This is a genomic window from Oryzibacter oryziterrae, from assembly GCF_021864535.1.
Taxonomy (GTDB): domain Bacteria; phylum Pseudomonadota; class Alphaproteobacteria; order Rhizobiales; family Pleomorphomonadaceae; genus Pleomorphomonas; species Pleomorphomonas oryziterrae.
Window position 1 is genome coordinate 1 of record NZ_JAKJIC010000030.1, and the last position, 23,819, is coordinate 23,819.

At 63.2% G+C, this 23,819-nt stretch carries 17 protein-coding genes and 1 tRNA gene; 11 read left to right on the forward strand and 7 right to left on the reverse strand.

Translation table 11 applies throughout. The annotated features are described in order from the left end of the window. From L2I41_RS20185 to L2I41_RS20210, 6 genes are all read left to right on the forward strand, one after another. Window positions 1-743: type I glyceraldehyde-3-phosphate dehydrogenase (locus L2I41_RS20185; protein WP_237155425.1), on the forward strand; the 743-nt coding region annotated here is incomplete at its 5' end. Window positions 744-2,540: 1,797 nt separating this feature from the next. After that, the gene (locus tag L2I41_RS20190) at window positions 2,541-3,410 is read left to right on the forward strand and encodes a formate/nitrite transporter family protein (protein WP_237155427.1); all 870 of its coding nucleotides are present in this window, start codon (window positions 2,541-2,543) and stop codon (window positions 3,408-3,410) included. A gap of 513 nt (window positions 3,411-3,923) precedes the next feature. After that, on the forward strand, window positions 3,924-6,194 hold the full coding sequence (pflB, locus tag L2I41_RS20195; protein WP_237155429.1) for a formate C-acetyltransferase: 2,271 nt from the start codon (window positions 3,924-3,926) through the stop codon (window positions 6,192-6,194). Continuing rightward, on the forward strand, window positions 6,181-6,978 hold the full coding sequence (pflA, locus tag L2I41_RS20200) for a pyruvate formate-lyase-activating protein (protein ID WP_237155431.1): 798 nt from the start codon (window positions 6,181-6,183) through the stop codon (window positions 6,976-6,978). The genes pflB and pflA overlap by 14 nt, the downstream gene beginning before the upstream one ends. A gap of 95 nt (window positions 6,979-7,073) precedes the next feature. After that, window positions 7,074-7,946 (forward strand): DUF6597 domain-containing transcriptional factor, encoded by an 873-nt coding sequence (locus L2I41_RS20205; RefSeq protein ID WP_237155432.1) that lies wholly within the window; start codon window positions 7,074-7,076, stop codon window positions 7,944-7,946. Window positions 7,947-7,988: 42 nt separating this feature from the next. Continuing rightward, window positions 7,989-8,714, forward strand: a complete 726-nt coding sequence (locus L2I41_RS20210) for a VOC family protein (RefSeq protein WP_237155433.1) — start codon at window positions 7,989-7,991, stop codon at window positions 8,712-8,714. 177 nt (window positions 8,715-8,891) lie between these two features. Here the strand turns inward: L2I41_RS20210 and L2I41_RS20215 are convergent, their stop codons facing one another. Further along, window positions 8,892-9,122 carry a hypothetical protein gene (locus tag L2I41_RS20215; protein WP_237155435.1) on the reverse strand — a complete coding sequence of 77 codons (231 nt, stop codon included), beginning with the start codon at window positions 9,120-9,122 and terminating at the stop codon, window positions 8,892-8,894. Between the two features lie 140 nt (window positions 9,123-9,262). On the opposite strand from L2I41_RS20215, the gene L2I41_RS20220 reads away from it, so the two are divergent. Continuing rightward, on the forward strand, window positions 9,263-9,751 hold the full coding sequence (locus L2I41_RS20220) for a hypothetical protein (RefSeq protein ID WP_237155436.1): 489 nt from the start codon (window positions 9,263-9,265) through the stop codon (window positions 9,749-9,751). 75 nt (window positions 9,752-9,826) lie between these two features. On the opposite strand, the gene L2I41_RS20225 is transcribed toward L2I41_RS20220, so the two are convergent. Continuing rightward, entirely contained in the window at window positions 9,827-11,893 is a 2,067-nt protein-coding gene (locus L2I41_RS20225; protein ID WP_237155437.1) for an elongation factor G, read from the reverse strand. A gap of 331 nt (window positions 11,894-12,224) precedes the next feature. On the opposite strand from L2I41_RS20225, the gene L2I41_RS21505 reads away from it, so the two are divergent. Next, window positions 12,225-12,347 carry a hypothetical protein gene (locus L2I41_RS21505; RefSeq protein ID WP_255720366.1) on the forward strand — a complete coding sequence of 41 codons (123 nt, stop codon included), beginning with the start codon at window positions 12,225-12,227 and terminating at the stop codon, window positions 12,345-12,347. A gap of 90 nt (window positions 12,348-12,437) precedes the next feature. Here the strand turns inward: L2I41_RS21505 and L2I41_RS20230 are convergent, their stop codons facing one another. Then, window positions 12,438-14,999, reverse strand: a complete 2,562-nt coding sequence (locus L2I41_RS20230) for a GcvT family protein (protein ID WP_237155438.1) — start codon at window positions 14,997-14,999, stop codon at window positions 12,438-12,440. A gap of 288 nt (window positions 15,000-15,287) precedes the next feature. On the opposite strand from L2I41_RS20230, the gene L2I41_RS20235 reads away from it, so the two are divergent. Further along, window positions 15,288-15,920, forward strand: coding sequence for a nucleoside/nucleotide kinase family protein (locus tag L2I41_RS20235; protein WP_237155439.1), 633 nt, complete (start codon window positions 15,288-15,290; stop codon window positions 15,918-15,920). Window positions 15,921-15,988: 68 nt separating this feature from the next. Here the strand turns inward: L2I41_RS20235 and L2I41_RS20240 are convergent, their stop codons facing one another. Together L2I41_RS20240 and L2I41_RS20245 are read right to left on the reverse strand one after the other, a co-directional pair. Continuing rightward, window positions 15,989-17,092: a branched-chain amino acid aminotransferase gene (locus tag L2I41_RS20240; RefSeq protein ID WP_237155440.1), complete on the reverse strand. Its 1,104-nt coding sequence runs from the start codon at window positions 17,090-17,092 to the stop codon at window positions 15,989-15,991. Between the two features lie 400 nt (window positions 17,093-17,492). After that, window positions 17,493-20,015, reverse strand: a complete 2,523-nt coding sequence (locus L2I41_RS20245; protein WP_237155441.1) for a hypothetical protein — start codon at window positions 20,013-20,015, stop codon at window positions 17,493-17,495. A gap of 445 nt (window positions 20,016-20,460) precedes the next feature. Here L2I41_RS20245 and L2I41_RS20250 point away from each other — a divergent pair, with 445 nt between their 5' ends. Next, entirely contained in the window at window positions 20,461-21,138 is a 678-nt protein-coding gene (locus tag L2I41_RS20250) for an SGNH/GDSL hydrolase family protein (protein ID WP_237155442.1), read from the forward strand. A 76-nt stretch (window positions 21,139-21,214) separates the two neighbouring features. Here the strand turns inward: L2I41_RS20250 and L2I41_RS20255 are convergent. Continuing rightward, a tRNA-Asp gene (locus L2I41_RS20255) sits at window positions 21,215-21,291 on the reverse strand. A 343-nt stretch (window positions 21,292-21,634) separates the two neighbouring features. Beyond that, window positions 21,635-22,909 (reverse strand): hypothetical protein, encoded by a 1,275-nt coding sequence (locus L2I41_RS20260; protein WP_237155443.1) that lies wholly within the window; start codon window positions 22,907-22,909, stop codon window positions 21,635-21,637. Window positions 22,910-23,369: 460 nt separating this feature from the next. Between L2I41_RS20260 and rpsF the strand changes: the two genes are divergently transcribed. Continuing rightward, the gene (gene rpsF / locus L2I41_RS20265; protein ID WP_237155444.1) at window positions 23,370-23,819 is read left to right on the forward strand and encodes a 30S ribosomal protein S6; all 450 of its coding nucleotides are present in this window, start codon (window positions 23,370-23,372) and stop codon (window positions 23,817-23,819) included.

Below are 23,819 nucleotides of genomic sequence, written 5' to 3' on the forward strand. Positions count from 1 at the left end.
TTGGCGTCGACGTCGCCCTGGAATGCACGGGCATCTTCACGTCCAAGGACAAGGCCTCGCTGCATCTGCAGGCCGGTGCCAAGCGCGTGCTGGTTTCGGCCCCCGCTGACGGCGCCGACCTGACGGTCGTCTTCGGCGTCAACGACGACAAGATCACCAAGGACCACATCGTCCTGTCGAACGCCTCGTGCACCACCAACTGCCTGTCGCCCGTCGCCCAGGTCCTCAACAATGCCATCGGCATCGAGAAGGGCTTCATGACGACGATCCACAGCTACACCGGCGACCAGCCGACGCTCGACACGCTGCACAAGGACCTCTACCGCGCCCGTGCTGCCGCCCTGTCGATGATCCCGACCTCGACCGGTGCTGCCAAGGCCGTCGGCCTCGTCCTGCCCGAGCTCAAGGGCAAGCTCGACGGCGTCGCCATCCGCGTGCCGACCCCGAATGTGTCGGTGGTGGATCTGGTCTTCACCGCCAAGCGCGCCACGACGGTCGAAGAAGTCAACGCCGCCATCAAGGCTGCCGCCACCTCCGGTCCGCTCAAGGGCATCCTGGGCTATACCGACCAGCCGAACGTGTCGTCGGACTTCAACCACGACCCGCATTCGTCGATCTTCCACCTCGACCAGACCAAGGTCATGGACGGCACCATGGTGCGCATCCTCACCTGGTACGACAACGAGTGGGGCTTCTCCAACCGCATGGCCGATACGGCTGTGGCGATTGCAAAGACGCTCTGATCGACGCAATTGAAACTCCGCCGGCACAAGGCGGAGATCTCGACAAACTCTCCAGCCCCGCCACCGTCCCTGGCGGGGCTTTTGTTTTTTGAGGGACGTTTGCCCGATCGACTGCATGGTGCTGATTTCGCCGAACGAACAAAAGCAGCATAGGCAGTGCTCCGGCGGTGAGGGCTGTCGGCATTCAAATGTTTGACCGTCGCGGCCGAGTGGGAGAGAGGGGTATCACTGCTGACGGCCGCGAAGAATTGCGGTGACTGCTTTTCGAATTCACCTCTGGTGCTCGGGAGGCTCGCACGCGCGGTCAGGGTGAATTCGGATAGCTGTCACCAGGCAATTCGGGGTGGGAGTCCAGGCGAGGACGAATTGCCTGGTGACAGCTAGCCCAATTCATTGAAAGACCTGAGAAATACCGCCACGCGCCGCGCGTGAATTGAGCAAGCAGTCACCGGAATTCTGCGTCCCACAAACACCGTCACCTCCGCAAGGCCGAGGCCTCCGGAGCTTCACCTTCATCATCTCCCCACGCAATGCGGGGACGGGAGCGCGGCGGGGCCGCGGTAAGGTTTGGAGTAGGATAGCGGTCGCCCGCGCTCCCGCCCGGTGTGTACGAAGCCTGTCCGAGAGCTCGCGCCCCCGATTTTAAACGGTACGTCTTCAGGGCTGTCCCGGCTTTGGTCAGCATCCCCGAGGGGACACCTCCCGAGCCTCCGTCTGCCGCAACGCCCGAGGGCGCGCGGGGAAAGACAGTGGCCCATCGGCCGGAGCCAGGCGGTCCCGGTTACGAAAGGACGGGCTGCGTGACTCATCGCCATCAGTGCCGCCTCCGTCGCTCTGGACCCACCCGACACCCCTATCGCCCTCCTGCTTCAGGGCACCCCGTCCGCGCGCTTGCCGGTCCCGAAACGGGACCGACCAGCAATCGCGCTCCTCTTTTTGCGCGCATGCTCTTGTCGAAAAAGTCTGCAACTTTTTCGGAGCATGCGTGTGCGGGGCAGTGGTACCGAGGTCAGGCTCGCCCGGGACTGCCACCAGTCGGCAGGCGCGGGACCGGTCCCCGGCCAGATGCTCGGTGCTGGATCCTGACACCTCCCCGCCGGCCGCGGATGAGGGGAAGTGTAAGGGCGGGAGGGGGGAGCGCGGATAAGATTTTTCGAGGGGATGGCGGGCGGAATGGATGGGGTGGGGGCGCCCCGTCTTCCCCCAACGCCGTCATGGTCCGCGGAGGCGGACCATCCATGCAGTCAGAGCAAAGATGTAGATGGCCGCATCCGCAACACTCTCCGAAAGAAGCGGGCCTTCGGACTTTGTTCGCGTGACTGCGTGGATGGTCCGTCTTCACGGACCATGACAAGCGGAAAGGTGAAGGAGAAGCGCTCGGAGCCTCCTTCTCCCCTTGTGGAAGAAGGTGCCCGGCAGGGCGGATGAGGGGTGAAAGTGCCAACGATCAAGGTCGAGCTGGCACCCCTCACCCGGCGACTTCGTCGTCACCCTCTCCCACAAGGGGCGAGGGTTGGGCATTGGCGCTTGGTGCAACGAGGGCCGGCGTAACTGTCGCCGGCATGCGTGGCGACTGCCTTTTCGGTTTCATCTCTTTGCAGCCGAGAAGATCGAGCGCGGGCCTCGCCCCACACGGGGCGAGGTTCGGGCGATGGCGCTTGGCAAAAGAATTGCGGCTCTTCCTTTCCCTGTTCTTTGCCATGTATCAACGCGTCACAGGCGGGGATGAGGGAAACTTGATCTTCAAGCACATGAAATGTGCCAAGATCGCGACAACCACAGGAGCCCGATGATTCAATGACTGCGCAGGACAAGCACCAGACCTATGAAATATTTGGCTCCGATGCCTATGCCCCGGCCGAGATCCAGAACAAGGTGGAGCAGCTGGGCGTGAAGAAGGCGCGCATGCCCTGGACGGCGAGCTTCATGCTGGCCATCGTCGCCGGCGGTTCGATCGGCTTTGGCGGCATGTTCTTCGCGATCGTGCTGTCGGACGCCTCGCTCGGCTTTGCCGTGCAGCGCGTGCTCGGCGGTCTGGTGTTCACGCTGGGGCTCGCCATCGTGATGATCGCCGGCGCGGAGCTGTTCACCGGCAACTGCCTGCTGGTGATGGCCTGGGCCAGCCGGCTCTTGCGCACAAGCGAGGTGCTGCGCAACTGGGTGATCATCTGGACCGGCAATCTCGTGGGAGCGGTCGGACTGATGGCCCTGCTGCTGCTCGCCCATACCGCCAGCCTCAACAATGGCGCGGTGGGAGACGCGGTGATCCGGCTCGCCGCCGCCAAGATGGCACCTGACGCCCTGACCATCTTCTTCAAGGCCGTGCTCTGCAACATTCTCGTCTGCCTGGCCGTCTGGCTCTCTTATGCCGGGCGATCGGTAACCGACAAGATCCTGGGCATGGCCCTGCCCGTTTCGGCCTTCATTGCCGCCGGCTTCGAGCATTGCATCGCCAACATGTTCTTCCTGCCCTATGCCTGGGCGCTGGCGCAAACGGGCCACCTGCCCGAGGGCGTGGATCCGTCCGTGTTTACCCTCGGCAACATGCTGCACAACATCGTGCCGGCAACGCTCGGCAATATCGTCGGCGGGGCCGGACTGGTGGGGGTGATCTACTGGATCATCTACCGCCGAAGCCTCGGGGTCAGCACGATTCCGCGTGCGTGATGATATGCTCTCTCCGCATGGCTGGCATCGAGAACGCGGCTGGCCATGCGTGAGAAAAACTTCTCCAGATTTTGCATGATAAACCATTGCGCGAATCTTGGACGTGCGATGTGCGGGCTTTCGTGTCCTTTCCTTGGGGCGCTGCGCTCGCCTTTCGCAGGAAAAAGCCATCAAAACAGATGCTTGGAACGTCTGCCCTCAAAGGGTGCAGCCTGTACCGGGCGATGCGGTCGAGCTCCAGGCGCTCCGGCCGCCGGGTTCTGAAGATGCGCTCACACTCAAAAATTGAAAAATGCGCAAGAAATATTCGTGCGCCATACCGATTTAAAGAATATCGAAAATGAGGCTCCGTATATGTGCTTACTTTACTCTGTGGCTCAGGTAATAGATCTCAGAGTCATGAGCGTCAAGTTGAGCTGAAAACTCAACAACCCGTAAGTAATATGTGTTATGTGATGCTCAGCGAAAACAAGGCCTGCAAGGGTCGGTTGCGATAGCAAGGGAGCCAATATCATGAACATGCACGTCACCTCCGAAGCCGTCGAAGCCGATAACAGCAATGCCTGGCGCGACTTCGCTGCCGGCAACTGGACGCGCGAGGTCGCCGTCCGCGACTTCATCATCGCCAATGTCACCCCCTATGTGGGCGACGCCGCCTTCCTCGCCCCGGTGACCGGGCGCACGGAGGCGCTCTGGGGCAAGCTCAAGGACCTGTTGAAGGCCGAGCGCGACAACGGCGGCGTGCTCGACGTCGACGCCAGCCACGTGTCGTCCATCGCCACCCATGGCCCCGGCTATATCGACCGCGAACTCGAGCAGGTGGTCGGCCTGCAGACGGATGCGCCGCTCAAGCGCGCCATCATGCCCTTCGGTGGCTATCGCATGGTCAAGAGCGGTCTTGAGGCCTATGGCTTCAAGGGCGAGGACTATTTCGACAAGGTGTTCCCGGCCATCCGCAAGACGCATAATGACGGCGTCTTCGACGTCTACACGCCGGAAGCGCTCAAGTGCCGCAAGTCCGGCATCATCACCGGCCTGCCCGATGCCTATGGCCGCGGCCGCATCATCGGCGACTATCGCCGCGTGGCGCTCTACGGCGTCAATCGCCTGATCGCTGACAAGAAGGCGCAGGCGGCGAGCTATGAACTCGACCAGATCGACGAAACCGTGCTCCGGGCTCGCGAGGAGATCGCCGACCAGATCCGCGCACTGAAGGAACTGGTTGTCATGGGCAAGACCTATGGCTTCGATCTCTCCCGCCCGGCCGAGAATGCCCGCGAGGCGATCCAGTGGGTCTACCTCGCCTATCTCGGTGCGGTGAAGGAAGCCAATGGCGCGGCCATGTCGATCGGCCGCGTGTCGTCCTTCCTCGACATCTACATCGCCCGCGACATCGCCGAGGGCACGCTTTCGGAAGCCGAGGCGCAGGAGCTGATCGACCATTTCGTCATGAAGCTGCGCATCGTCCGCTTCCTGCGCACGCCCGAGTATGACCAGCTGTTCTCCGGCGACCCGACCTGGGTGACCGAGGTGATCGGCGGCATGGCCCACGACGGCCGCACGCTGGTGACCAAGTCGTCCTTCCGCTTCCTGCACACGCTGGAAACGCTGGGGCCGGCGCCGGAACCGAACCTCACGGTGCTGTGGTCCGAGCAACTGCCCAAGGGCTTCAAGGAATTCTGCGCGCTGACCTCGATCCGCACCTCGTCGATCCAGTATGAGAGCGACGACCTGATGCGGCCATATTGGGGCGACGACTACGGCATCGCCTGCTGCGTGTCGGCCATGCGCATCGGCAAGCAGATGCAGTTCTTCGGTGCCCGCGCCAATCTGGCCAAGACGCTGCTCTATGCCATCAATGGTGGCCGCGACGAGATCTCCGGCGAGCAGGTCGGCATGACCATGGCGCCGGTGACCGGCGACGTGCTCGACTTCGAGGACGTCAAGGCCAAGCTGATCCCGATGATGGGCTGGCTCGCCCGCGTCTATGTCAATGCGCTCAACGCCATCCACTACATGCACGACAAGTATATGTATGAGCGGCTGGAAATGGCGCTGCACGACCGCGACATCCTGCGCACCATGGCCTGTGGCATCGCCGGCCTGTCGGTGGCCGCCGACAGCCTCAGCGCCATCAAATATGCCAAGGTCAAGGTGATCCGCGATGCTCGCGGTCTGGCCACCGACTTCGAGATCGAGGGCAGCTATCCCGCCTTCGGCAACAATGACGATCGGGTCGATGACATCGCCGTCTGGCTGACCGAGACCTTCATGAACCAGCTGCGCAAGCAGAAGACCTATCGCGGTTCGGTGGCGACCCAGTCGATCCTGACGATCACCTCCAACGTGGTCTATGGCAAGAAGACTGGCTCCACGCCGGACGGTCGCAAGGCCGGTCAACCCTTCGCGCCGGGTGCCAACCCGATGCACGGGCGCGACGTGAAGGGCGCCATGGCCTCCATGGCCTCGGTGTCGAAGCTGCCCTATGCCCATGCGCAGGACGGCATCTCCTACACCTTCACCATCGTACCGTCGGCACTCGGGGCGACCGATGAAGACCGCGTCGAGAACCTGATCGGCCTGCTGTCGGGCTACTTCCAGGGCAACGGCCACCATATCAACGTCAACGTCTTCGACCGCGAGACGCTGCTGCACGCCATGGATCATCCCGAGCTCTATCCGCAGCTCACCATCCGGGTGTCCGGTTATGCGGTGAACTTCATCAAGCTGACCCGCGAGCAGCAGCTCGACGTGATCTCGAGGACCTTCCATGGACTCAACTAACGCCCAGCTTCGCGAGGTTCCCCAGCCCTCCCGCCCCGTGCGGGAGGTGCGGCCGGTGGTGCGCGGCTTCGTGCATTCGAGCGAGGCGGGCGGCGCGGTCGATGGCCCCGGCGTGCGCTTCGTGCTGTTCGTCTCGGGCTGCCCCTTGCGCTGCCAGTATTGCCACAACCCCGACACTTGGCACACGCGCCAGGGCAAGGAAACCACCAGCCGCGAGGCTCTTGCCGAGATCGCCAGCTATTCGGCCTTTCTCAAGCGCGCTCATGGCGGCGTGACCATTTCGGGCGGCGAGCCCATGGTGCAGCCCGACTTCCTGCGCGAAGTGCTGCATGGCTCCAAGGCCATGGGTCTGCACACGGCCATCGATACCTCGGGCTATCTCGGCCACCATATCGGCGACGACATCCTGGCCGACATCGATCTGGTGCTCCTGGACATCAAGGCCTTCTCGGAGGCCACCTATCACGAGGTCACCGGCGTCAAGCTGAAGCCGACGCTGGATTTCGCCCGCCGCCTCGCCGCCATGGGCAAGCCGATCTGGCTGCGCTACGTGCTGGTACCCGGCCTTACCGACAAGATGGACGAGATCTCCGAACTCGCCCGCTTCGCTGCCGGCCTCGGCAATGTGGAACGCGTCGACGTGCTGCCTTTCCACAAGATGGGCGAGTTCAAGTGGGACGACTGCGGCCGCCCCTACAAGCTGAAAGACACCCAGCCGCCGTCCGCCGAACTGACGGAAGAGGTTCGGAACGTGTTCCGCGCCGAGGGGCTGCTGACGCATTGAGGAGCAAGGGGGCGTGCCACCGGCTCCCCCATCTTCCCAAGCTGCCACTCCCGTGCTTTCCTGTCCCGTGTCGCCCCCTGACAACGGACGGATGCATGCGTCTGACGCCCATCGCCCTGCCGCCTGAGATTGCGCCGTGGATCCATCAGATGTGGGTCTTCGAGAGCGAGCGGGGGCTGCCGCCGGGGGATGCGCGCGTCGTGGTGCCGAACGGTCGGCCGAAGCTGATCATACCCTGGCGCAACGGTCTGATGGCGGAAGCGTCCGGTCTTCGGCAGGTGCATGACGAGGGCGACGCGGTGCTGATCGGCCTTTGGGATGCGCCGACCGTCATTTCGTCATCACCGGCGGCCACGGTGTCCATCGGCATCGAGTTCAAGCCGAATGGTCTCAGCCGCTTCGTGGCCGGTGATATGTCCGATCTCAATCAGAAGATCCTGCCGATCGGCGATGTGCTCGGGGCGCTGGGCGACAGGCTCAGGCGGCGCGTGATGGCGGCGGAGACTTGCGGTGATGCGGTCAGGGCGGCCATCGGCTTTCTGCTCGAGCGCTTCCGCGCGCTGGAGACCGGCCCTGCCCGCCTCGCGGACGAAGCCTTGCGGCTGATGGGCGAGAGCGGCTACCGCCTTGATGTCGCCGATCTCGAACGCCGGCTCGGCTATTCGCGCCGCTACATCGCCGCCGTGTTTCAGCGCGACGTGGGACTGGCGCCCAAGCGCCTCAACTCCATCCTCGCCTTCGAACGGCTCTATCGCGCCTTCAGCCAGCACAAGTCGGCCAGCCTGTTGCGCGACGATGCGCTGGATCTCTTCTACGACCAGTCGCATTTCATCCGCCATTTCAAGCAGTTCACCGGGACCTCGCCCAGGCGCTTTGCCGAGATGGACAACGAGTTCGGTCGTATCTTCTACCGGACGCGGGAGGCGACCGGCAGTTCCCATTTGTCCAATACGGACCGGGAAGGATGAGGCAGGTTGCGCGCATTGGCCCTCTCGCATACGGAGACAACAATGCATCACCTCAGCAACTGGATCGAAATCCCGGTCACCGACATGGCGCGCGCCCGCCGCTTCTATGAAGCACTGACCGGCGCTGAGCTGACGGAATTCGACTTCGGCCCCTTCCGTTACGCCATGTTCGGCACGCAGGATCGCTTCAATGCGGGCGCCCTTGTGAAGGGCGAAGGCTACGATCCTTCTCCCGCCGGCCCGGTGATCTATCTCGACGCCAGCGGGCGCATAGACGAACTTGCTGTCCGCCTCACGCAACTCGGTGCGACGATCCTGATGCCGAAGACCTTCCTGTCCGACGAAGCCGGCGAGGTGGTTTTGTTCCTCGACAGCGAGGGCAATCGGCTTGGTTTGCAGGCACCGGTCGCGCGAGCGAAAGACGCTCCGGTGGATGATGCGACAATGCAGGCCCAGCTCGGCAGTGCCAAACCGGCCATCGCCTTCGTGCTGACGCGCGGCCCCGCCCATGACGATCCAGCCACGGCGCCGATGCAATGGGAACACGCCCGCAACATGTTCACGCTGATGCGCGACGGCACGCTGTCCCACGTCAGCGCCTTCATGGACGGCACCGACCTCTTGGGCTACGGCATCCTGACGGTGGCGACACCCGCGGAGGCGGACGCCATTCTAGCTGATGATCCCGGCGTACTCTCCGGCCGCCTCAGCTATCGCCTGCTGACGGCCGTGGCGTTTGACGCGGGGAACGTGGCTCACCGACTGTGACAACTAAATGCCGCCAAAGCCTTCTCCCCTTGTGGGAGAAGGTGCCCGGTAGGGCGGATGAGGGGTGTTGGTGCCAACGCTTAACGTCGAGCCGTCCCCCCTTCACCCGGATGCCATGTATCCATCCTTTCCCTCAACGGGATAGGGATTCGTCGCCATACGAACCTCAAGTGGTCGTCACTCGGCTTCGGCTTTCTTCTTCTCCGCCACCTTCTCGACCAGCGGGACGCTCAGTTCCTGCATGTTGTTGAAGCTGGCTTCGAAGGAGCCGAGGTCAGTGTGCGCAGACGCCCGCGACGGCTGAGTCGTCCGCTGAGCTCTTTGCGGATTCTGAGCGTTGGCACCCGTTCCTTGACCTGTCGCTCCTCCGGGAATATGACGATTCCTTAGGTGATCCTGACTGGGCATCTAGCTGGGATGTCCAGTCAAGTCTCTTATTTCATTGATATTTCACCCCGCGACTCCGGTTTTACCGCCGAGGGGCCGCGAGGGAGTTGCCCGCCATGCTCCGATCATCGGCAAGACGGACGCCGAATGGAGATCGGACCATGAGGATTGGCGTTTTCCTGAGTTTCACCATCGTTGCGGCTTTTCTGGCAACGCCGACGTCAGCGGCTGGCAAGACGGCGAAGTTCGTCGGTGCGCTTCAGTTCACGACGGTCAACGCGAACTGCACCGACGGGCCGGCTTCCGGCTCGATCTTCCCGAGCCGCTTCAAGCCGTTCAAGGCCAACGTCACCTCGGGGTCGAGCCTGTCGATCCTCGACAACTACGACGCCAAGGCCTACCGCCTCGACAACAAGCTGTTCGGCTCAAGCTACGTCCGGGTCGGCTACGGCGACACCGTCTACGTCACCACGCCTGCGTCCGACGCCCCGGTCTATCTCAAGATCACCAAGTCGGTCCCGGCGATGAGTACGCTGACGTCGACAACGCCGACGGTCTATCTCGAGGGGACGATCAAGAACCCCAGTGGCCAGATCGGCCAGGAGGCGTGTGAGGCGTCCTTCACGGCGAGCTTCGTGCAGAAACACTGACGGAGCCTACTGACATTGGTGTGCCGGACAGTCGAAGGGCGCCGCAAGGGCGCCCTTCACGGTTGTCTGATGCGGTTACGCCGCTTCGGCCTTCTTCTTCTCGGCCACTTTCTGGGCGAGCGGGCCGCTCAGTTCCTGCAGGTGGTCGAAGCTGGCTTCGAAGGAGCCGACGCCGGCGGAGGCGGAGCGGAGTTCGACGATCAGCATGCCCATTTCCGACTGCGGGATCAGGGCTTCCGTCACGTCCCAACCCGGCCAGCCCTCACGTCCGTCGAAGCCGAGCAACTGGCCGCGGCGACCGGTGACGATCTGGTTGACGCGCGCGGTGGCCTCGCTCGGGCTGAAGAAGCGCACCTTCAGGATGGGCTCCAGCAGCGCCGGCGAGCACTTGGGCAAGCCTTCCCGCATGCCGATGCCGGCGGCGGTCTTGAAGGCTTGGTCCGAACTGTCGACGGTGTGATAGGAGCCGTCGGTCAGCGTCACCTTGACCCCCACGAGTGGGAAGCCAAGGGCGCCGGCCTTCAGGCTTTCGACGATCCCCTCCTCGATGGCACTGAAGAAATTGCGCGGAACGGCACCGCCCGTGACGGTCTCCGCGAAGGTGAATCCAATCTCGCGATCCTGCGGCTCGATGGTCAGCACCACGTCGCCGAACTGGCCGTGACCGCCGGACTGCTTCTTGTGGCGGCCGCGCACGCTGGTCGAGCTGCGGATGGTTTCCTTGTAGGGAATGCCCGGCTCGGAGGTGACGACGGCCACGCCGTAGCGCGCCAGCAGGCGTTCGAGGATGACGCGCACGTGCATCTCTCCCTGCCCTTCGAGGCGCGTTTCCGCCATGTCGCCGTCCTGCACGATGATCAGCGACGGGTCTTCCTCGGCGAGGCGGGCGAGCGACGTGGACAGCTTCACGTCGTCCTTGGCGTCCTTGGGGGCCACCACCAGGCTCATCACCGGCTTGGGCGGATCGAGCGGTGCCAGTGCCGCCGGCGCGGCCTTGCCGGTGGAGAGCGTCGAACCCGTCTGCGCCGGCTCGACCTTGCCGAGGCCGACCGTGGCGCCGGGGCCCGCGTCGGCGATCTTGACGAGATCCTTTGCCCCGAGCGCATAGAGGCCGGAGACGCGACCGGTTGCACCGCTGTCCGCGATGACGGCGATGCCGTCGGTCAGCTTGCCCGAGAGCACGCGGGCGACGGATAGCTTGCCGGCATGGGAGGTTTGGATGGTCTTGACCACCTGCACCACCGCGTCGCCATTGGCCTTGAGGCCGAGGCGTGCCCGGGTCTCGTCGATGCCGCCAGCTTCATGGCGCAGGGCCTTCAGGAGCCGGGTGATGCCGTTGCCGCGTTCGGCCGAACCGATGAACACCGGCATGATCAGGCCGTCGCGCATCTCGCGGGCGAGATCGTCGAACACTTCGTCGCGCGGCGGCGCCACGTCGGTGAGCAGTTCCTCCATCAGATGGTCGTCATAGTCGGCCACGCGTTCGAGCATTTCGTAGCGCGCCGAGACTTCTTCGGCGGCCAGCTCGCTCGGAATCGCGATCACCTTGCTTTCGGCATGCGGCTGGTAGACCAGCGCCCGCTCGAGCGCCAGATCGATGGTGCCGATAGCGGCGCCGTCCTTCCAGATCGGGATCTGGCGCAGCACCATGGGCACGGACGAGGCCGCCTGCATCAGGCTCAGCGTGTCGCGCAGGGAGGCGTCGGCCTTGTCGATCTTGTTGAGGAACAGGATGTGCGGCACGTTCAGTGCCTCGAGCCGCTTCAACGTCAGCTGAAGGGCGGGAATCTTCTTGTCGTCCGCCTCGCACACCACAATGGCGACGTCGACGACAGGCAGGATCGGGTCCATTTCGAAATTGAACTCAACCGATCCCGGGCAATCGAGAAATGTATAGCTCTCCCCCAGAAACTGCGCTTCGGTGATGTTGACTTCGACGCCCATGCCATGGGCGCGTGCTTCCTTGGATTTGTCACCTACGCTGGTGCCGGCAGCCACGCTGCCCGCCTTCGCTATTGCCCCCGTCCGTTCCAGTATGGCCTCGAGAAGCGTGGTCTTGCCGCTTCCATGAGGGCCCACGATGGCAACGCAACGAGGGCCCGACGCTCTGCCCGAGACAGCTCTTCCAGATGTGGTTGACATGGCTGACCTCCAGAATGTTCATATTATGTTCTGTGTTGTCCAATTCCGCAGCCCCCTTATTTCGGGACTGCGGCTGGGACCGCCTGGGTACGGACGCGTGCCAAACCGTCCGTAAATGGCAGCTTCTTCCTGTTTCGCCGGCTTGGCAAGATGGTCCGCAAAAGGGCGGATGAGGAGGCTCTGAAACCTTGCCGTCAACCATCGGGAAAGCATGGTTCAACATTTGCCGTCGTGCAGGGTGCGACGTTGACGCGACATTATCGTCTGCCGCGGAAGCTGGTCGGCAACGCCACGGGCAACGGGCCATTCGCCTTCGACCATGAAATTCCTGATGCAGCTCCTCATCACCGCCGGCATCGGCATCTACCTGCTGGGCAAGGCCTCGGCGGCGGACGTGCCGCATCCTGTCGGTCCGGAACTCCCAGATTTTCCGGCGGCGATAGCCTCGCGCTAGACTGATTGCCCACCGCATCCCTGACCGCAAAAGCAAAATGCCGCCCTTTGGGGGCGGCACTTGATTGGCAGTTGCGCTGATCGCGAAGGATCAGCTACGCGGCTTTAGGTTCTCGGGATCGTAGAGTGCCTTGTAGCCGACGCCGGTGATTTCGGCGGGGAAGACGCTGTCGAAATACTGGACCTCGAGCTTGCGGCCTTCCTGGGCGAAGGCGTGCGGGATGTAGGCCAGCGCGATGTTCTTGCCGACCGACGGCCCGAAGGCGATCGAGGTGGTGAAGGAGCGGCGACCGAGTTCGTCGACCAGCGTTTCGCCCGTGGCCGGATCGATCACCGGCAGCACGCCGACCGGATAGCGGGTGACGCCGTTCACGTCGACCGTGTCGGTCAGCACGAGCGTGCAGAGCATGGCCGGCTGATGATCGCGGGCGCGGTACTCAAGGTGCTTGGCCTTGCCGCAGAAGTCGGCTTCCTTGACCTTGGGACGGGCCAGATCGGCTTCGAGCAGGTTATACTCGGTGAGAAGGTCGGCGTTCTGCAGGCGCAGGCTCTTTTCCATGCGGCGGCTGTTGGCATAGGTCTCGATGCCCACAGCGATGGCGCCGGTGGAGCGCAGCGCATCCCAGACGGCGAGGCCGTCCTCATAGGCCATGTGCAGTTCCCAGCCCTGCTCGCCCACATAGGAGATGCGGAAGGCCGAGACGTTCTTGCCGGCGATCCTGATCGGCTTGATGGCGGCGAAGGGGAAGTTGGCGGCTTCGAGGCCGGCGGGATCTTCCACCACGGTCTGCAGCTTCACGCGGGCGTTGGGGCCCCAGAAGCCGATGGTGACATACTTCTCGGTCACGTTGGTGACGGTGACGTTGAAGCCCTTATCCTCGGCCGTGCGCTTGATGTAGTTGTAGTCGCGCATGCCGGCGTCGGCGCCGTCGACGATGCGGCAACGATCGGCCATGCGGAACACCGTCAGGTCGGCGCGCACCATGCCCTCTTCATCGAGGAAGTGGGTGTAAATGCCCTTGCCGATGTTGGCGTCACCGCCGATCTTGGCCGCGCAGAGCCATTCCAGCAGCTCCACATGGTCAGGGCCTTCGACGTCGATGATGGCGAAGTGCGACAGGTTGATGATGCCGGCATCCTCGCTCATGGCCAGTTGCTCGGCGTTGGAGACGCGCCAGAAGTGGCGGTTGTCCCACTCGTTGGCACGCACCGGCACGCGGTCGCCATACTTGGCCAGAAGATGCTCGTTGGCGGCGTAGCCGTGGGCGCGTTCCCAGCCGCCCAGCTCCATGAAGTAGCCGCCGAGCTCCTGCTCGCGCTCGTAGAAGGGCGAGTGACGGATGTTGCGCCCGGTGCCGAAGGGCTCGCGCGGATGCACGCCCGGCGTATAGACCTTGCAGGCCGCCTCGCGGCAGCGGCTCTCGATGATGTCTTCCTTCAGCTGATGCGGATAGAAGCGCGAATAGTCGATCTTGGCGTGGTCGATGGCGGTGCGCCCGTCGGTCATCCAGTCGGCGACCAGCTTGCCATAGGCCGGACCGTCCTTGACCCAGATGGCGACGCAATACCAAAGGCCGCGCACCTTCTGGCTCTCACCCACCGACGGGCCGCCGTCGGAGGTGACCTGCAGCAGGCCGTTGAAGGAATGGCCTTCGTTATAGCCGATCTCGCCGAGGATGGGCGTCAGCTCCATGGCACGCTCGAGCGGGCCGATGATCTGTTCCATGTCGAGGTCGCGCTGCGAGGGCGACAGGCGCGCCTCGTGCTTTTCGAGGATTTCGCGCGGATGGCACAAGCGCGGCTCGTGCTCCTCGTAATAGCCCCACTCGATCTGGCCGCCCTCGGCGGTCTTCGGATCGCCGGTGTCGCGCATATAGGCCGAGTTGCCCTGGTCGCGCAGCAGCGGCCAGCCGATTTCCTTGCCGGTGCCGGCAAACTCGTTATACGGCCCGAAGAAGGTCAGCGGATGGTCGATCGGCATGACCGGCAGGTCCTCGCCGGCCAGTTCCGCGGTGAGGCGGCCCCAGATGCCGGTGCAGACCACCACATAGTCGGCCATGATGGTGCCGCGATGGGTGACGACGCCCTTGATGCGGCCGTTCTCGATCACCAGCGACTGCACGGGCGTGTTGGCGAAGGCGGTAAGCTTGCCGGTCTTCTCGGCCTGATCGACCAGCTTGCCGACCACGGTCTGCGAGCGCGGGATGACGAGGCCGGCATCCGGGTCCCACATGCCGCCCTGCACCACGCTTTCCTCGATCAAGGGGAACTTCTCCTTGATCTCGGCGGGGGTGACGAGGCTGACGCGCGTGCCAAAGGCCTTGCCCGAGGCGACCTTGCGCTTGATCTCGTCCATGCGGTCGTCGTCGCCGACGCGGGCAACCTCAAGGCCGCCGACGCGGGCGTAGTGGCCCATCTTCTCGTAGAAATCGATGGAATACTGGGTGGTCCACACCGACAGGAAGTCATGGCTGGTGGTGTAGCAGAAGTCGGAGGCGTGCGCCGTCGAGCCGATGTCCGTCGGGATGCCCGACTTGTCGATGCCGACGATGTCGTCCCAACCGCGCTCGATCAGATGGTGCGCCACCGAAGCGCCCACGATGCCCCCGAGCCCGATGATGACGACCTTCGCCTTCTGGGGAAATTCTGCCATGACCCTGCACCCTCTTGTTTTGCAGTTATTGTCGCGAGCTTAGAGGCGCCCCTTCCGACCGTCTTGAAGGATTCCGACATATCCGGCGCGCGCTTTGACCGGACAATTCCCGGTTTCCCGGCGATCCCGCGGATTTCAGGGCTTGAAGATGGGCGACACGCTGTCACGGGTGAAGGTTCTGCAAGGGCGATGTCAATGGGGGAGAAACCCTTAGGCGTGGCGGATTAACAAGGCGCGGCGTTGCGGCTAAGGTCGGCGTCCGGAACAAGCCAAAGCGCGAAAGACGTCATGACCCAGGAAATCACCGCCGCCGACCTCGCCCGTCATCTTCTTGCCCTTGCGCCCCAACGCCGCGTGATGGCGGCCATCGCCGGGGCGCCGGCGTCCGGCAAGTCGACGCTCGCCGAAGCGCTGGTCGATGCCCTCAATGCTGCCGAACCGGGGTCTGCCGCGCTGATGCCCATGGACGGCTATCACTATGACGATCTCTATCTGATCCCGGCCGGTCTGCGCCCGCGCAAGGGGGCTCCGGAAACCTTCGACGTCGGCGGCTTGCGCCACACGATCGAGCGTCTCAGGAAGAATGACGAGGCGCATGTGGCGGTGCCGGTGTTCGACCGCGACATCGAGATCGCCCGCGCCGGCGCGCGGCTGATCCCCTCGTCGATCCGCATCATCGTCTGCGAGGGCAACTATCTGCTGCTCGACCGGCCGGGCTGGCGCGATCTGAAGCCGCTGTTCGATGTGACGGTGGCCGTGGAGGTGCCGGAGGCCGAGTTGCGCGCCCGCTTGACGCGGCGCTGGCAGGGCTATGACCTGCCGGCCGAGGAAGTGCGCCGCCGTGTGGACGAGAACGATATGCCCAACGGGCTGGTGGTGATGGCCGAGAGCGCGCCGGCCGACTATCGCCTGCGCAGTTGACGGCAAGCAAAAACGGCGGCCCAAGGGATGGAGCCGCCGCTTGCATTTCCGTTTCGGTCTGACCGGTCTCAGATGCCGGCGAGCTCGCGCACCCAGCCGTGGCTGTCGTTGGTGGCACCGCGCTGGATCGAGGTCAGCGCTTCGCGCAGGCGAGTGGTGACCGGGCCGTTTTCGCGATTGTTGATGACGAACTCGCCGGTGGAGAACTTCACCGATCCGATGGCGGCCACCACGGCGGCCGTACCGCAGGCGAAGGCTTCCTTGAGGCGACCGCTGGCCACATCGGCCTGCCACTGGTCGAAGGCATAGGGCTCTTCGCGGACGTTGAGGCCCTGCTCGCGCGCCAGTTCGATCAGCGACTTGCGGGTGATGCCCGGCAGGATGCTGCCGCCGAGCGGCGGGGTGACGATGGAACCGTCGTCCATCACGAAGAAGACGTTCATGCCGCCCAGTTCCTCGACCCAGCGATGCTCGGCGGCATCGAGGAAGACCACCTGGTCGCAGCCGTTGGCATAGGCTTCGGCCTGGGCCACCAGGCTGGCGGCATAGTTGCCGGCGCACTTGACGTCACCGGTGCCGCCGGGCGCGGCGCGGGTGTACTTCTCCGACACCCAGATGTTCACCGGCTTGGCGCCGCCCTTGAAATAGGGGCCGACCGGCGAGGCGATCACGCTGAAGATCACTTCGGTGGACGGGCGAACACCGAGGAAGCTCTCGGAGGCGAACATGAAGGGGCGCAGATAAAGGCTGCCCTCGCCCGATGGAATCCACTTGGCGTCGGTACGCACCAGCTGTTCAACGGCGGCGAGGAAGTCGGCCTCCGGCAGCTCGGGCAGCGCCAGACGACGGGCGGAATCGTTGAAGCGGCGGGCATTCTCGTCAGGACGGAACAGCACGGCGCGGCCGTCGGCGGTGCGATAGGCCTTCATGCCCTCGAAGATCGCCTGGGCGTAATGCAACACGCTGGCGGCGGGATCCATGGCGAAAGCCTCACGCGCCTTGATCTCGGCCGAGTGCCAACCCTTGCCCTTGCTCCAGCGAATGATCGCCATGTGATCGGAGAAGAGTGTGCCGAAGCCCAGATTCTTGAAGGCTTCAAGGCGTTCGGCTTCCGGCATCGGATTGGCGTTCGGCTTGACATCGAACTGCAACGACGAGGTGTTGGTCTGCATGAAAATGGCCGTCCGGCTGAGTTTGAAATGTTGAACAAGGCACGGACCGTGCTTCCGCATCCTTGCCCCGCCCCGACCGGCGCACATTGGGATGGCGTGCCGGACGAATTCATCGCGGAAGCAGGCAATAGCACTCCCCAAGCCCCCATTTCCAGTAGGTTCATGGTCGTGTCACGTTGAAGTGGGGCAGAAATCACGCTCGCACCCTGCCCTGCGATCCGGGAACGCGACTTTCCGCCGCTGGTTTGATCCTGGGCGCGAGGTCGTCAGCTCCGTCTGCGAACGCCCGTGAAAAAGGCCGCCCGGTTGTCCGGAGCGGCCTGTGACAGGTCAGATCATTTTCAACGAGCCTTCTTGGCCCACACGCCGATGAACCATCGGTTCGGGCGCGCGCAGACGGTCAGCCACCTTCGTCGTAGACAACTTCTCCGTCGCCACCACCGCTGTCGCCGCCACCGTCATCGTAGCTGCCGCTATCGCCACTATCACCGCTGGTGTCTTCGTAGCTGGCATCTCCGCCACTATCACCGCTGGTATCTTCGTAGCTGGTGTCTCCGCCACTATTGTCTTCGTAGCTGCCAGCGTCCGAGCTGCCATCGTCGACGGCTTCACCGCCGCCCTGGTCGGAGCTGCCGTCATCATAGCTGCCAGCGTCCGAGCTGCCATCGTCGACGGCTTCACCGCCGCCCTGGTCGGAACTGCCGTCGTCATAGCTGCCAGCGTCCGAGCTGCCATCGTCGACGGCATCGCCGCCGCCCTGATCGGAACTGCCGTCGTCATAGCTGCCGGCATCCGAGCTGCTGTCATCGCTGCCGGTGTCGCCGCTGTCGAGCGACGAGCTGTCGTCGGAACCGCCATCGTCCACGGCGCCGCCCTGATCTCCGGAATCGCCGGAGGAGTCATCGGCACCAGTGTCGCCATTGTCCATGGAGGAACCGTCGTCGGTGCTGCCGTCATCGACCGCACCGCCCTGATCGGACGAGCCATCGTCGGGAGCCGCATCGCAGGTGGTGCCACCATCAGGCGTCGGCTGGCAATCCTGCGAGTCGCCGCTGGACGAGTCGTCTGCGCCGGTGTCGCCGTTGTCGGTGCCCTGATCGCCGTTGTCCAGGGACGAGCCGTCGTCAGGCGTGCTGCCATCGTCGACGCCACCCTGGTCGGAACCGTCATCGGTCGAGCCATCGGCACCGGTATCGCCGGAGTCATTGCCCTGATCGCCGTTGTCCAGGGACGAGCCATCGTCAGGCGTGCTGCCGTCGTCGACGCCACCCTGGTCGGAGCCACCGTCGGTCGAGCCATCGGCACCGGTATCGCCGGAGTCATTGCCCTGATCGCCGTTGTCCAGGGACGAGCCATCATCAGGCGTGCTGCCGTCATCGACGCCACCCTGGTCGGAGCCGTCATTGGTCGAGCCATCGGCACCGGTGTCGCCGTTGTCATTGCCCTGATCGCCGTTGTCCATCGACGAGCCATCGTCAGGCGTGCTGCCGTCGTCGACGCCACCCTGGTCCGAGCTACCGTCGGTCGAGCCATCGGCACCGGTGTCGCCGTTGTCGTTGCCCTGATCGCCATTGTCCATCGACGAGCCATCGTCAGGCGTGCTGCCGTCGTCGACGCCACCCTGGTCCGAGCCGTCATTGGTCGAGCCATCGGCACCGGTGTCGCCGTTGTCATTGCCCTGATCGCCGTTGTCGACACCGCCCTGGTCGGGGGTGTCGCCCGAGGCGCCGTCCGTGCCGGTATCCGCTCCGCCCTGATCAACGGCGTCCCCGCCATCGCCTGCGCCGGCGGCGTCTTCGCTGTCAGCGCCGTCATCGGAAACGACGGCCTGCTCCAGAGCGTCGTCGGACACTTCAGGCAGATCCGCCGGAACTTCATCCAGTGACGCATCATTGGAAACGGCCGCGTCGGGAATATCGCTGGACGAAGCCGCTACGTCCTCGATGCTGTCGATCGACGAGGAGACGTCCGATTCTCTGTAGAGCTGTTCGGTGGTGCTTTCGTAAGTCTCGCGAGAGGATTCGTATTCGCTCTCGAACGAGGCATATTCCTGCTGCGAGTAGCCGAAATCATAGGACTCGCTGACCGAGACGGTCTCCTCGTATGAGCTCCAGGAGTAGGACTCATAGTAGGAGTAGCTCTCGCTGTAGGAATAGGAGACTTCCGTCGACACATAGCGCCAGGACTCGGCGTAATAGCTGGCGTAGCTCGGCTCATAGGCGATGTAATAGTCGTAAGAGCCAGCGTAGTAGCCGTAGAAGTCGGCCAGCAGCATGGCCGCATACCAGGCGCCGTCGGGACGCTGGTTGGCGGCAAGCGCCAGGTCGAGCATGCGGTTCATCATGCGCAGGGCGCGCTGATCACCCGAGCGACCCTGGCGATGTCCGATCTGGCGAACCTGCTGGCGCAGTGCGTTGATGCGGCGCGTGTTGCGCTGGGTGTACGCCTTGCCCTTGGCCGGCGCATGGCCCTGGATCTGCTTGACGTAAAGACCCCACAGGCTGTGGATCGACTTCATGCCGAGCGCGACCTTCTTGTCCCTGATGCCGGACAGGGCATAGGTGCGCTCAAGCTTGGAGATGGCGGCGGCCAGCTTGGGAACGTTGGCGGCAAAATCGCGCGAGTTGCGAGTCTTGGTCGCTTTCTGCACGGCGCGGATGGCCTTGCTGGATTCGGTGATGGCCTTCAGCATTGGACCGGACTTGGCCCGATCTGCCTTGGACAGGCCGGAATAGGCCTTGATGATATAGACCAGCGATTGATCCTGTTTGGTCAGGATCTGCGCGGCCGTCATCTTGGCGGTCTTGCTGCTGCTTGCGGCATAGGCCGCGTCAATGAAACTACCCTTTTCCGGCAAACCGACACTGAGCGCAACGCCCAAGGCGACTGTCGTCAATAACTTGCTACCCAATCCGCCTGCCATTCCAATCTCCTGGGTTGAGGCGTCATTCTCAAAGCCAAAGCTGCGAGCAACTATCTGTTCTTCGAGCTATTTTGTCGCAAACAACGCCAGCAGATCAGGGCATATCGCGCAAAAAGTCAAGTGATACAAGGTATTTACACCCTGGATACCCAAATGGTCGCAGGCTCGCTGCGTCTCAGGTTTACGGTCTGAAAATCATGCCACCAACTTTCTCGCATTGGCTGCGTTGAGTTCTTCCCCAGATTGTCTTCTTGGTCCAGGATTGGGTAGCCCAAGCGTCAGGACGTGTCGTCAGCCGTTCGCGCCGGTTGAGGGGCCGAAAGCAGGAACCGGAGCCATGATCACTCCAAGAGCCAGTGTCTTGTTTATGGTATTGGCGACGGCGTGTTCCCTGTCTCCACCCATCCAGACCGGCGCTGCGCACGCCTGGCAAACGACACTCGACATGATGGACGACCGGCCGGTCGAGACGGTTCTGATCATCGGCAACAGCCGTGTCTTCTGCAACGACATGCCGGACATGATCCGCCCGATCGCCGATTCCGCCGAAGCGCCGGTTCGCTACGTCGTCACCTCGCATGCCGTCGGTGCCGCAACCTTCGAAACCCATTGGCGGAGCCCCGAGGTGCATGCACTTTTGGCGCAGCACTGGGACCATGTGATCCTTCAGGCGGAAAGCGCAGCCCAATGGTATGAGCAAGACAACAGGAAGTTCCATGAGTTCGGACGCCTGCTGGTGAACGAGGACCGCCTGAAGGGGGGCTCGCCCATCGCCATCAATGTTGGCTGGGTCTATGGCGAAGAGAACTTCAACGGTGACGCCCAGGAGCGTCGCTACTATCTGTCCAAGATCCAGAGCGAGCACCGGCTGTTCGGGGAGGAGAATCATGTTCCCCTGATCAACACCGGTCACGCCTGGGAAATGGTGCATCAGGCCGATCCGCGTCTGGCGCTGACCACAGACGGCAATCACCCTACCGCCAATGGAAGCTATCTCTCGGCGCTGATGATCTATCGCTACATCGCGCAGGCAAAAGCCGCGCCCGTGCGCTTTGCGCCCGATGGCGTGTCTCAGGGGGATGCCGACGAAATCAGGATGGCGGTGGATCGATTTGGTGGATGAGGCGTCAAATCGCGCTAACAAAGCACTTGAAGGCTTTCGCCTTGGCGCTTCAAATCACTTCATTTTCAGGAAGAAGTGGCGGGAGTGACGGGGCTCGAACCCGCGACCTCCGGCGTGACAGGCCGGCACTCTAACCAACTGAGCTACACCCCCGCTGGGTCGTATCGGAACCGGTTTCTGTCGTTCGGCAGCGCCGCGTTCCGTGTTGGTGAGCGGTGATTTAGGGAATGGACCGGGGGAAGTCAAGCGCCCTTTTTCATTTTTTCGGACGGATTTTTCCGAAGTCGCGAAAATGCTGGGTTTTGCTGGCAAAAAAACTTCTGTCGCGCCCCGAAGGCAGTGCGCCAGCCGCCGCCCTGCATGGCCAATTTCGACGATCATCCTGATTCTGCGATCGAATCTGGTGCGACCATCCCGGCGACCCTGAATCAAAACCCGGCCTCCCCCTTTTGGAGAAGCCGGGCTCTTTGAGCTGAAGTTGGGCCAGATGGCGTGCTTACTCGAGCGTCAGCGGCAAGGCGAAGGCGTCCATGGCGCCATCGGTAGAGCCCCTGCGCGTGAGGCGACCGGCGACAAGGAAGCCGCTGCGTGCCGTGCCACGCACATCGTCGATGAGGCCTGTGGACGGCAGCTGTGCGATCGTCACCGGCTTGCAATAATAGGAGCCGTCGGGGTTCCAGATGGCGGCCCGCAGGCTGTAGACCATCTTCACGCCATCGTCGTTGACGTCGAAGGTGCTACCCCAGACGACCAGAATGCGTCCGAGGTCGAGCGGACAGGCGCGGAAGGTGTAGCCCATGGTGGACGGCGCCTCCGGCACGGACAATCTGGTCCACCTGCCATCCTTCTGTTCTATGGCGCCGACCATCTGGAAATGCAGGTGAGCCACGCCGCCGATCTTCTCGAGCCGGCTGGCCGAGCCGATGCAGAACTTGCGGCCGAGTGTCGTCGTTCCAAAGACAGCGTCGGCGCCGAGCTGTCCCACCGCACCGCTCAAGACCCCACCTCTTGTCAGTCGTCCTGACTTGTCGAGTTGCGCGAGCTGGATATCGCCCCAGACCCCGATCTTCTCGTGCGATGCTACGCCGAGCATGACGTCTCCATTGGGGAGAGGATAGGCGCCGATCTCGGAGAACACGCCATTGGTGCCGAACTCGAAGAGATTCAGCCCGTCGATCAAGGTTTTGCCTTGCTGGGCGGCGATGCGATTGACGGTGAACGGCGCGGCTGCAGCCCGGCTGGCCGGGCCGAAGTCATTGAGGCACAAGGAATAGAGGAAGCGATCGCCGCCGATCGGATAGGCGAGGTTCAGGACATAGTTCTTGGGCGAGGTGAACAGCCTGATGGGATAGCCAGACGCGACGACACCCTTGGTCGAGGTCAGAGTGTAGCTGAACTCGCAGCCGCCCGACTTCGGTGTCGACTGGGTGATGAAGCCCCGTCGGCCATCGGCAAACGCAAAATAGGCGGTGATCCTGCCGTTCAGTGTCGCCATGAAGTCATACATCGGCAGTGTACTTGAGCCGACGTTATGCAAGGCAAGGCGACTGCGGCTGCCGTCTGAAAGCAGCTCGACGCGGGCAATGCGAGGAAAGCTCGAAGACGCCGACACGATCTGCACCGGGCCACTGCCACTCGGCAGGTTGGTCTTGAGGATGCGCGGACTGCCGACCGGCTTGAGCGTCTTGCTTGTAGCCGCCTCAGCCAGCGACGACGGAAGCAGAATGGCGGAGCTCAAACCTCCGAGAAGCAGCTGCCTGCGGTCAATCATGTCATCCCCTCTCAAGTGCAAGCAGCACATTCCATCCAGAGACGCAGAAAGGCAACCTTGCACCACGCTAAATGACGTTTGTTCAGTTATTAGTTTGCCAGAATCGGCTCTCGTTTCATGGCGGCGCAATCGGTATGCTGCCTGGCGTCGATCCGGCCGCGCAATCAGGGATATTGCACCAGGGATTGTCGCTTTCGTGCCGTTGTCAGGCTGCTGGCGGGCGCAAGCTGGATCGGCCATTGCTTTTGCGGGGAACATCCTGTATGAGCCCGGGGTCGTTCATGACGAATGATGCCCGGCTGGGGGCTGAACGGAAGGCAGGCCACGTGTCTGCATGGATTTTTGATCGAATCCGTCTTCCCGTGTCTCCGCTCTCGATCTCGTATCTGTCGAGCCTTTCCAGTGGGTTCGCAGAGGCTAGGCGCCGGGTGATATGGAACTTTAGAAAGGCTGATCCAGCATGGCGCTCTACGAGCACGTGTTCCTGGCTCGCCAGGACGTCTCCGGCCCGCAGGTCGAAGCTCTGGCTGACCAGTACAAGGCTGTCATTGAAAGCAATGGCGGCTCCGTCAAGAAGGTCGAGAACTGGGGTCTCCGCGCCCTGGCCTACCGCATGAAGAAGAACCGCAAGGCTCACTACGTGCTGTTCAACATCGATGCCCCGCACGCTGCCGTGGCCGAGATGGAACGCCAGATGAGCATCAGCGAAGACATTCTTCGTTTCATGACCATCCGCGTTGAAGAGCTCGAAGAAGGCCAGTCGGCCATGCTCCAGAAGCGTGACCGCGACGACCGCGAAGGCGCTCCCGCCGGCCGTGATGGCCGTCCCGACCGCGGCCCGCGTGGCGATCGTGGCCCGCGCCGCGACCGTGGCCCGCGTCGTGATGCCGACATCGGCGATATGGAGTAA

Coding starts and splice junctions, on each gene's coding strand:
- L2I41_RS20230 (WP_237155438.1), bottom strand. CDS start 14,999: ATGGCAGAATTTCCCCAGAAGGCGAAGGTCGTCATCATCGGGCTCGGG.
- L2I41_RS20245 (WP_237155441.1), bottom strand. CDS start 20,015: ATGGCAGGCGGATTGGGTAGCAAGTTATTGACGACAGTCGCCTTGGGC.
- L2I41_RS20260 (WP_237155443.1), bottom strand. CDS start 22,909: ATGATTGACCGCAGGCAGCTGCTTCTCGGAGGTTTGAGCTCCGCCATT.
- L2I41_RS20210 (WP_237155433.1), top strand. CDS start 7,989: ATGCATCACCTCAGCAACTGGATCGAAATCCCGGTCACCGACATGGCG.
- L2I41_RS20190 (WP_237155427.1), top strand. CDS start 2,541: ATGACTGCGCAGGACAAGCACCAGACCTATGAAATATTTGGCTCCGAT.
- L2I41_RS21505 (WP_255720366.1), top strand. CDS start 12,225: ATGCAGCTCCTCATCACCGCCGGCATCGGCATCTACCTGCTGGGCAAG.
- L2I41_RS20235 (WP_237155439.1), top strand. CDS start 15,288: ATGACCCAGGAAATCACCGCCGCCGACCTCGCCCGTCATCTTCTTGCC.
- L2I41_RS20215 (WP_237155435.1), bottom strand. CDS start 9,122: ATGCCCAGTCAGGATCACCTAAGGAATCGTCATATTCCCGGAGGAGCG.
- L2I41_RS20240 (WP_237155440.1), bottom strand. CDS start 17,092: ATGCAGACCAACACCTCGTCGTTGCAGTTCGATGTCAAGCCGAACGCC.
- rpsF (WP_237155444.1), top strand. CDS start 23,370: ATGGCGCTCTACGAGCACGTGTTCCTGGCTCGCCAGGACGTCTCCGGC.
- L2I41_RS20225 (WP_237155437.1), bottom strand. CDS start 11,893: ATGTCAACCACATCTGGAAGAGCTGTCTCGGGCAGAGCGTCGGGCCCT.
- L2I41_RS20250 (WP_237155442.1), top strand. CDS start 20,461: ATGATGGACGACCGGCCGGTCGAGACGGTTCTGATCATCGGCAACAGC.
- L2I41_RS20205 (WP_237155432.1), top strand. CDS start 7,074: ATGCGTCTGACGCCCATCGCCCTGCCGCCTGAGATTGCGCCGTGGATC.
- pflA (WP_237155431.1), top strand. CDS start 6,181: ATGGACTCAACTAACGCCCAGCTTCGCGAGGTTCCCCAGCCCTCCCGC.
- L2I41_RS20220 (WP_237155436.1), top strand. CDS start 9,263: ATGAGGATTGGCGTTTTCCTGAGTTTCACCATCGTTGCGGCTTTTCTG.
- pflB (WP_237155429.1), top strand. CDS start 3,924: ATGAACATGCACGTCACCTCCGAAGCCGTCGAAGCCGATAACAGCAAT.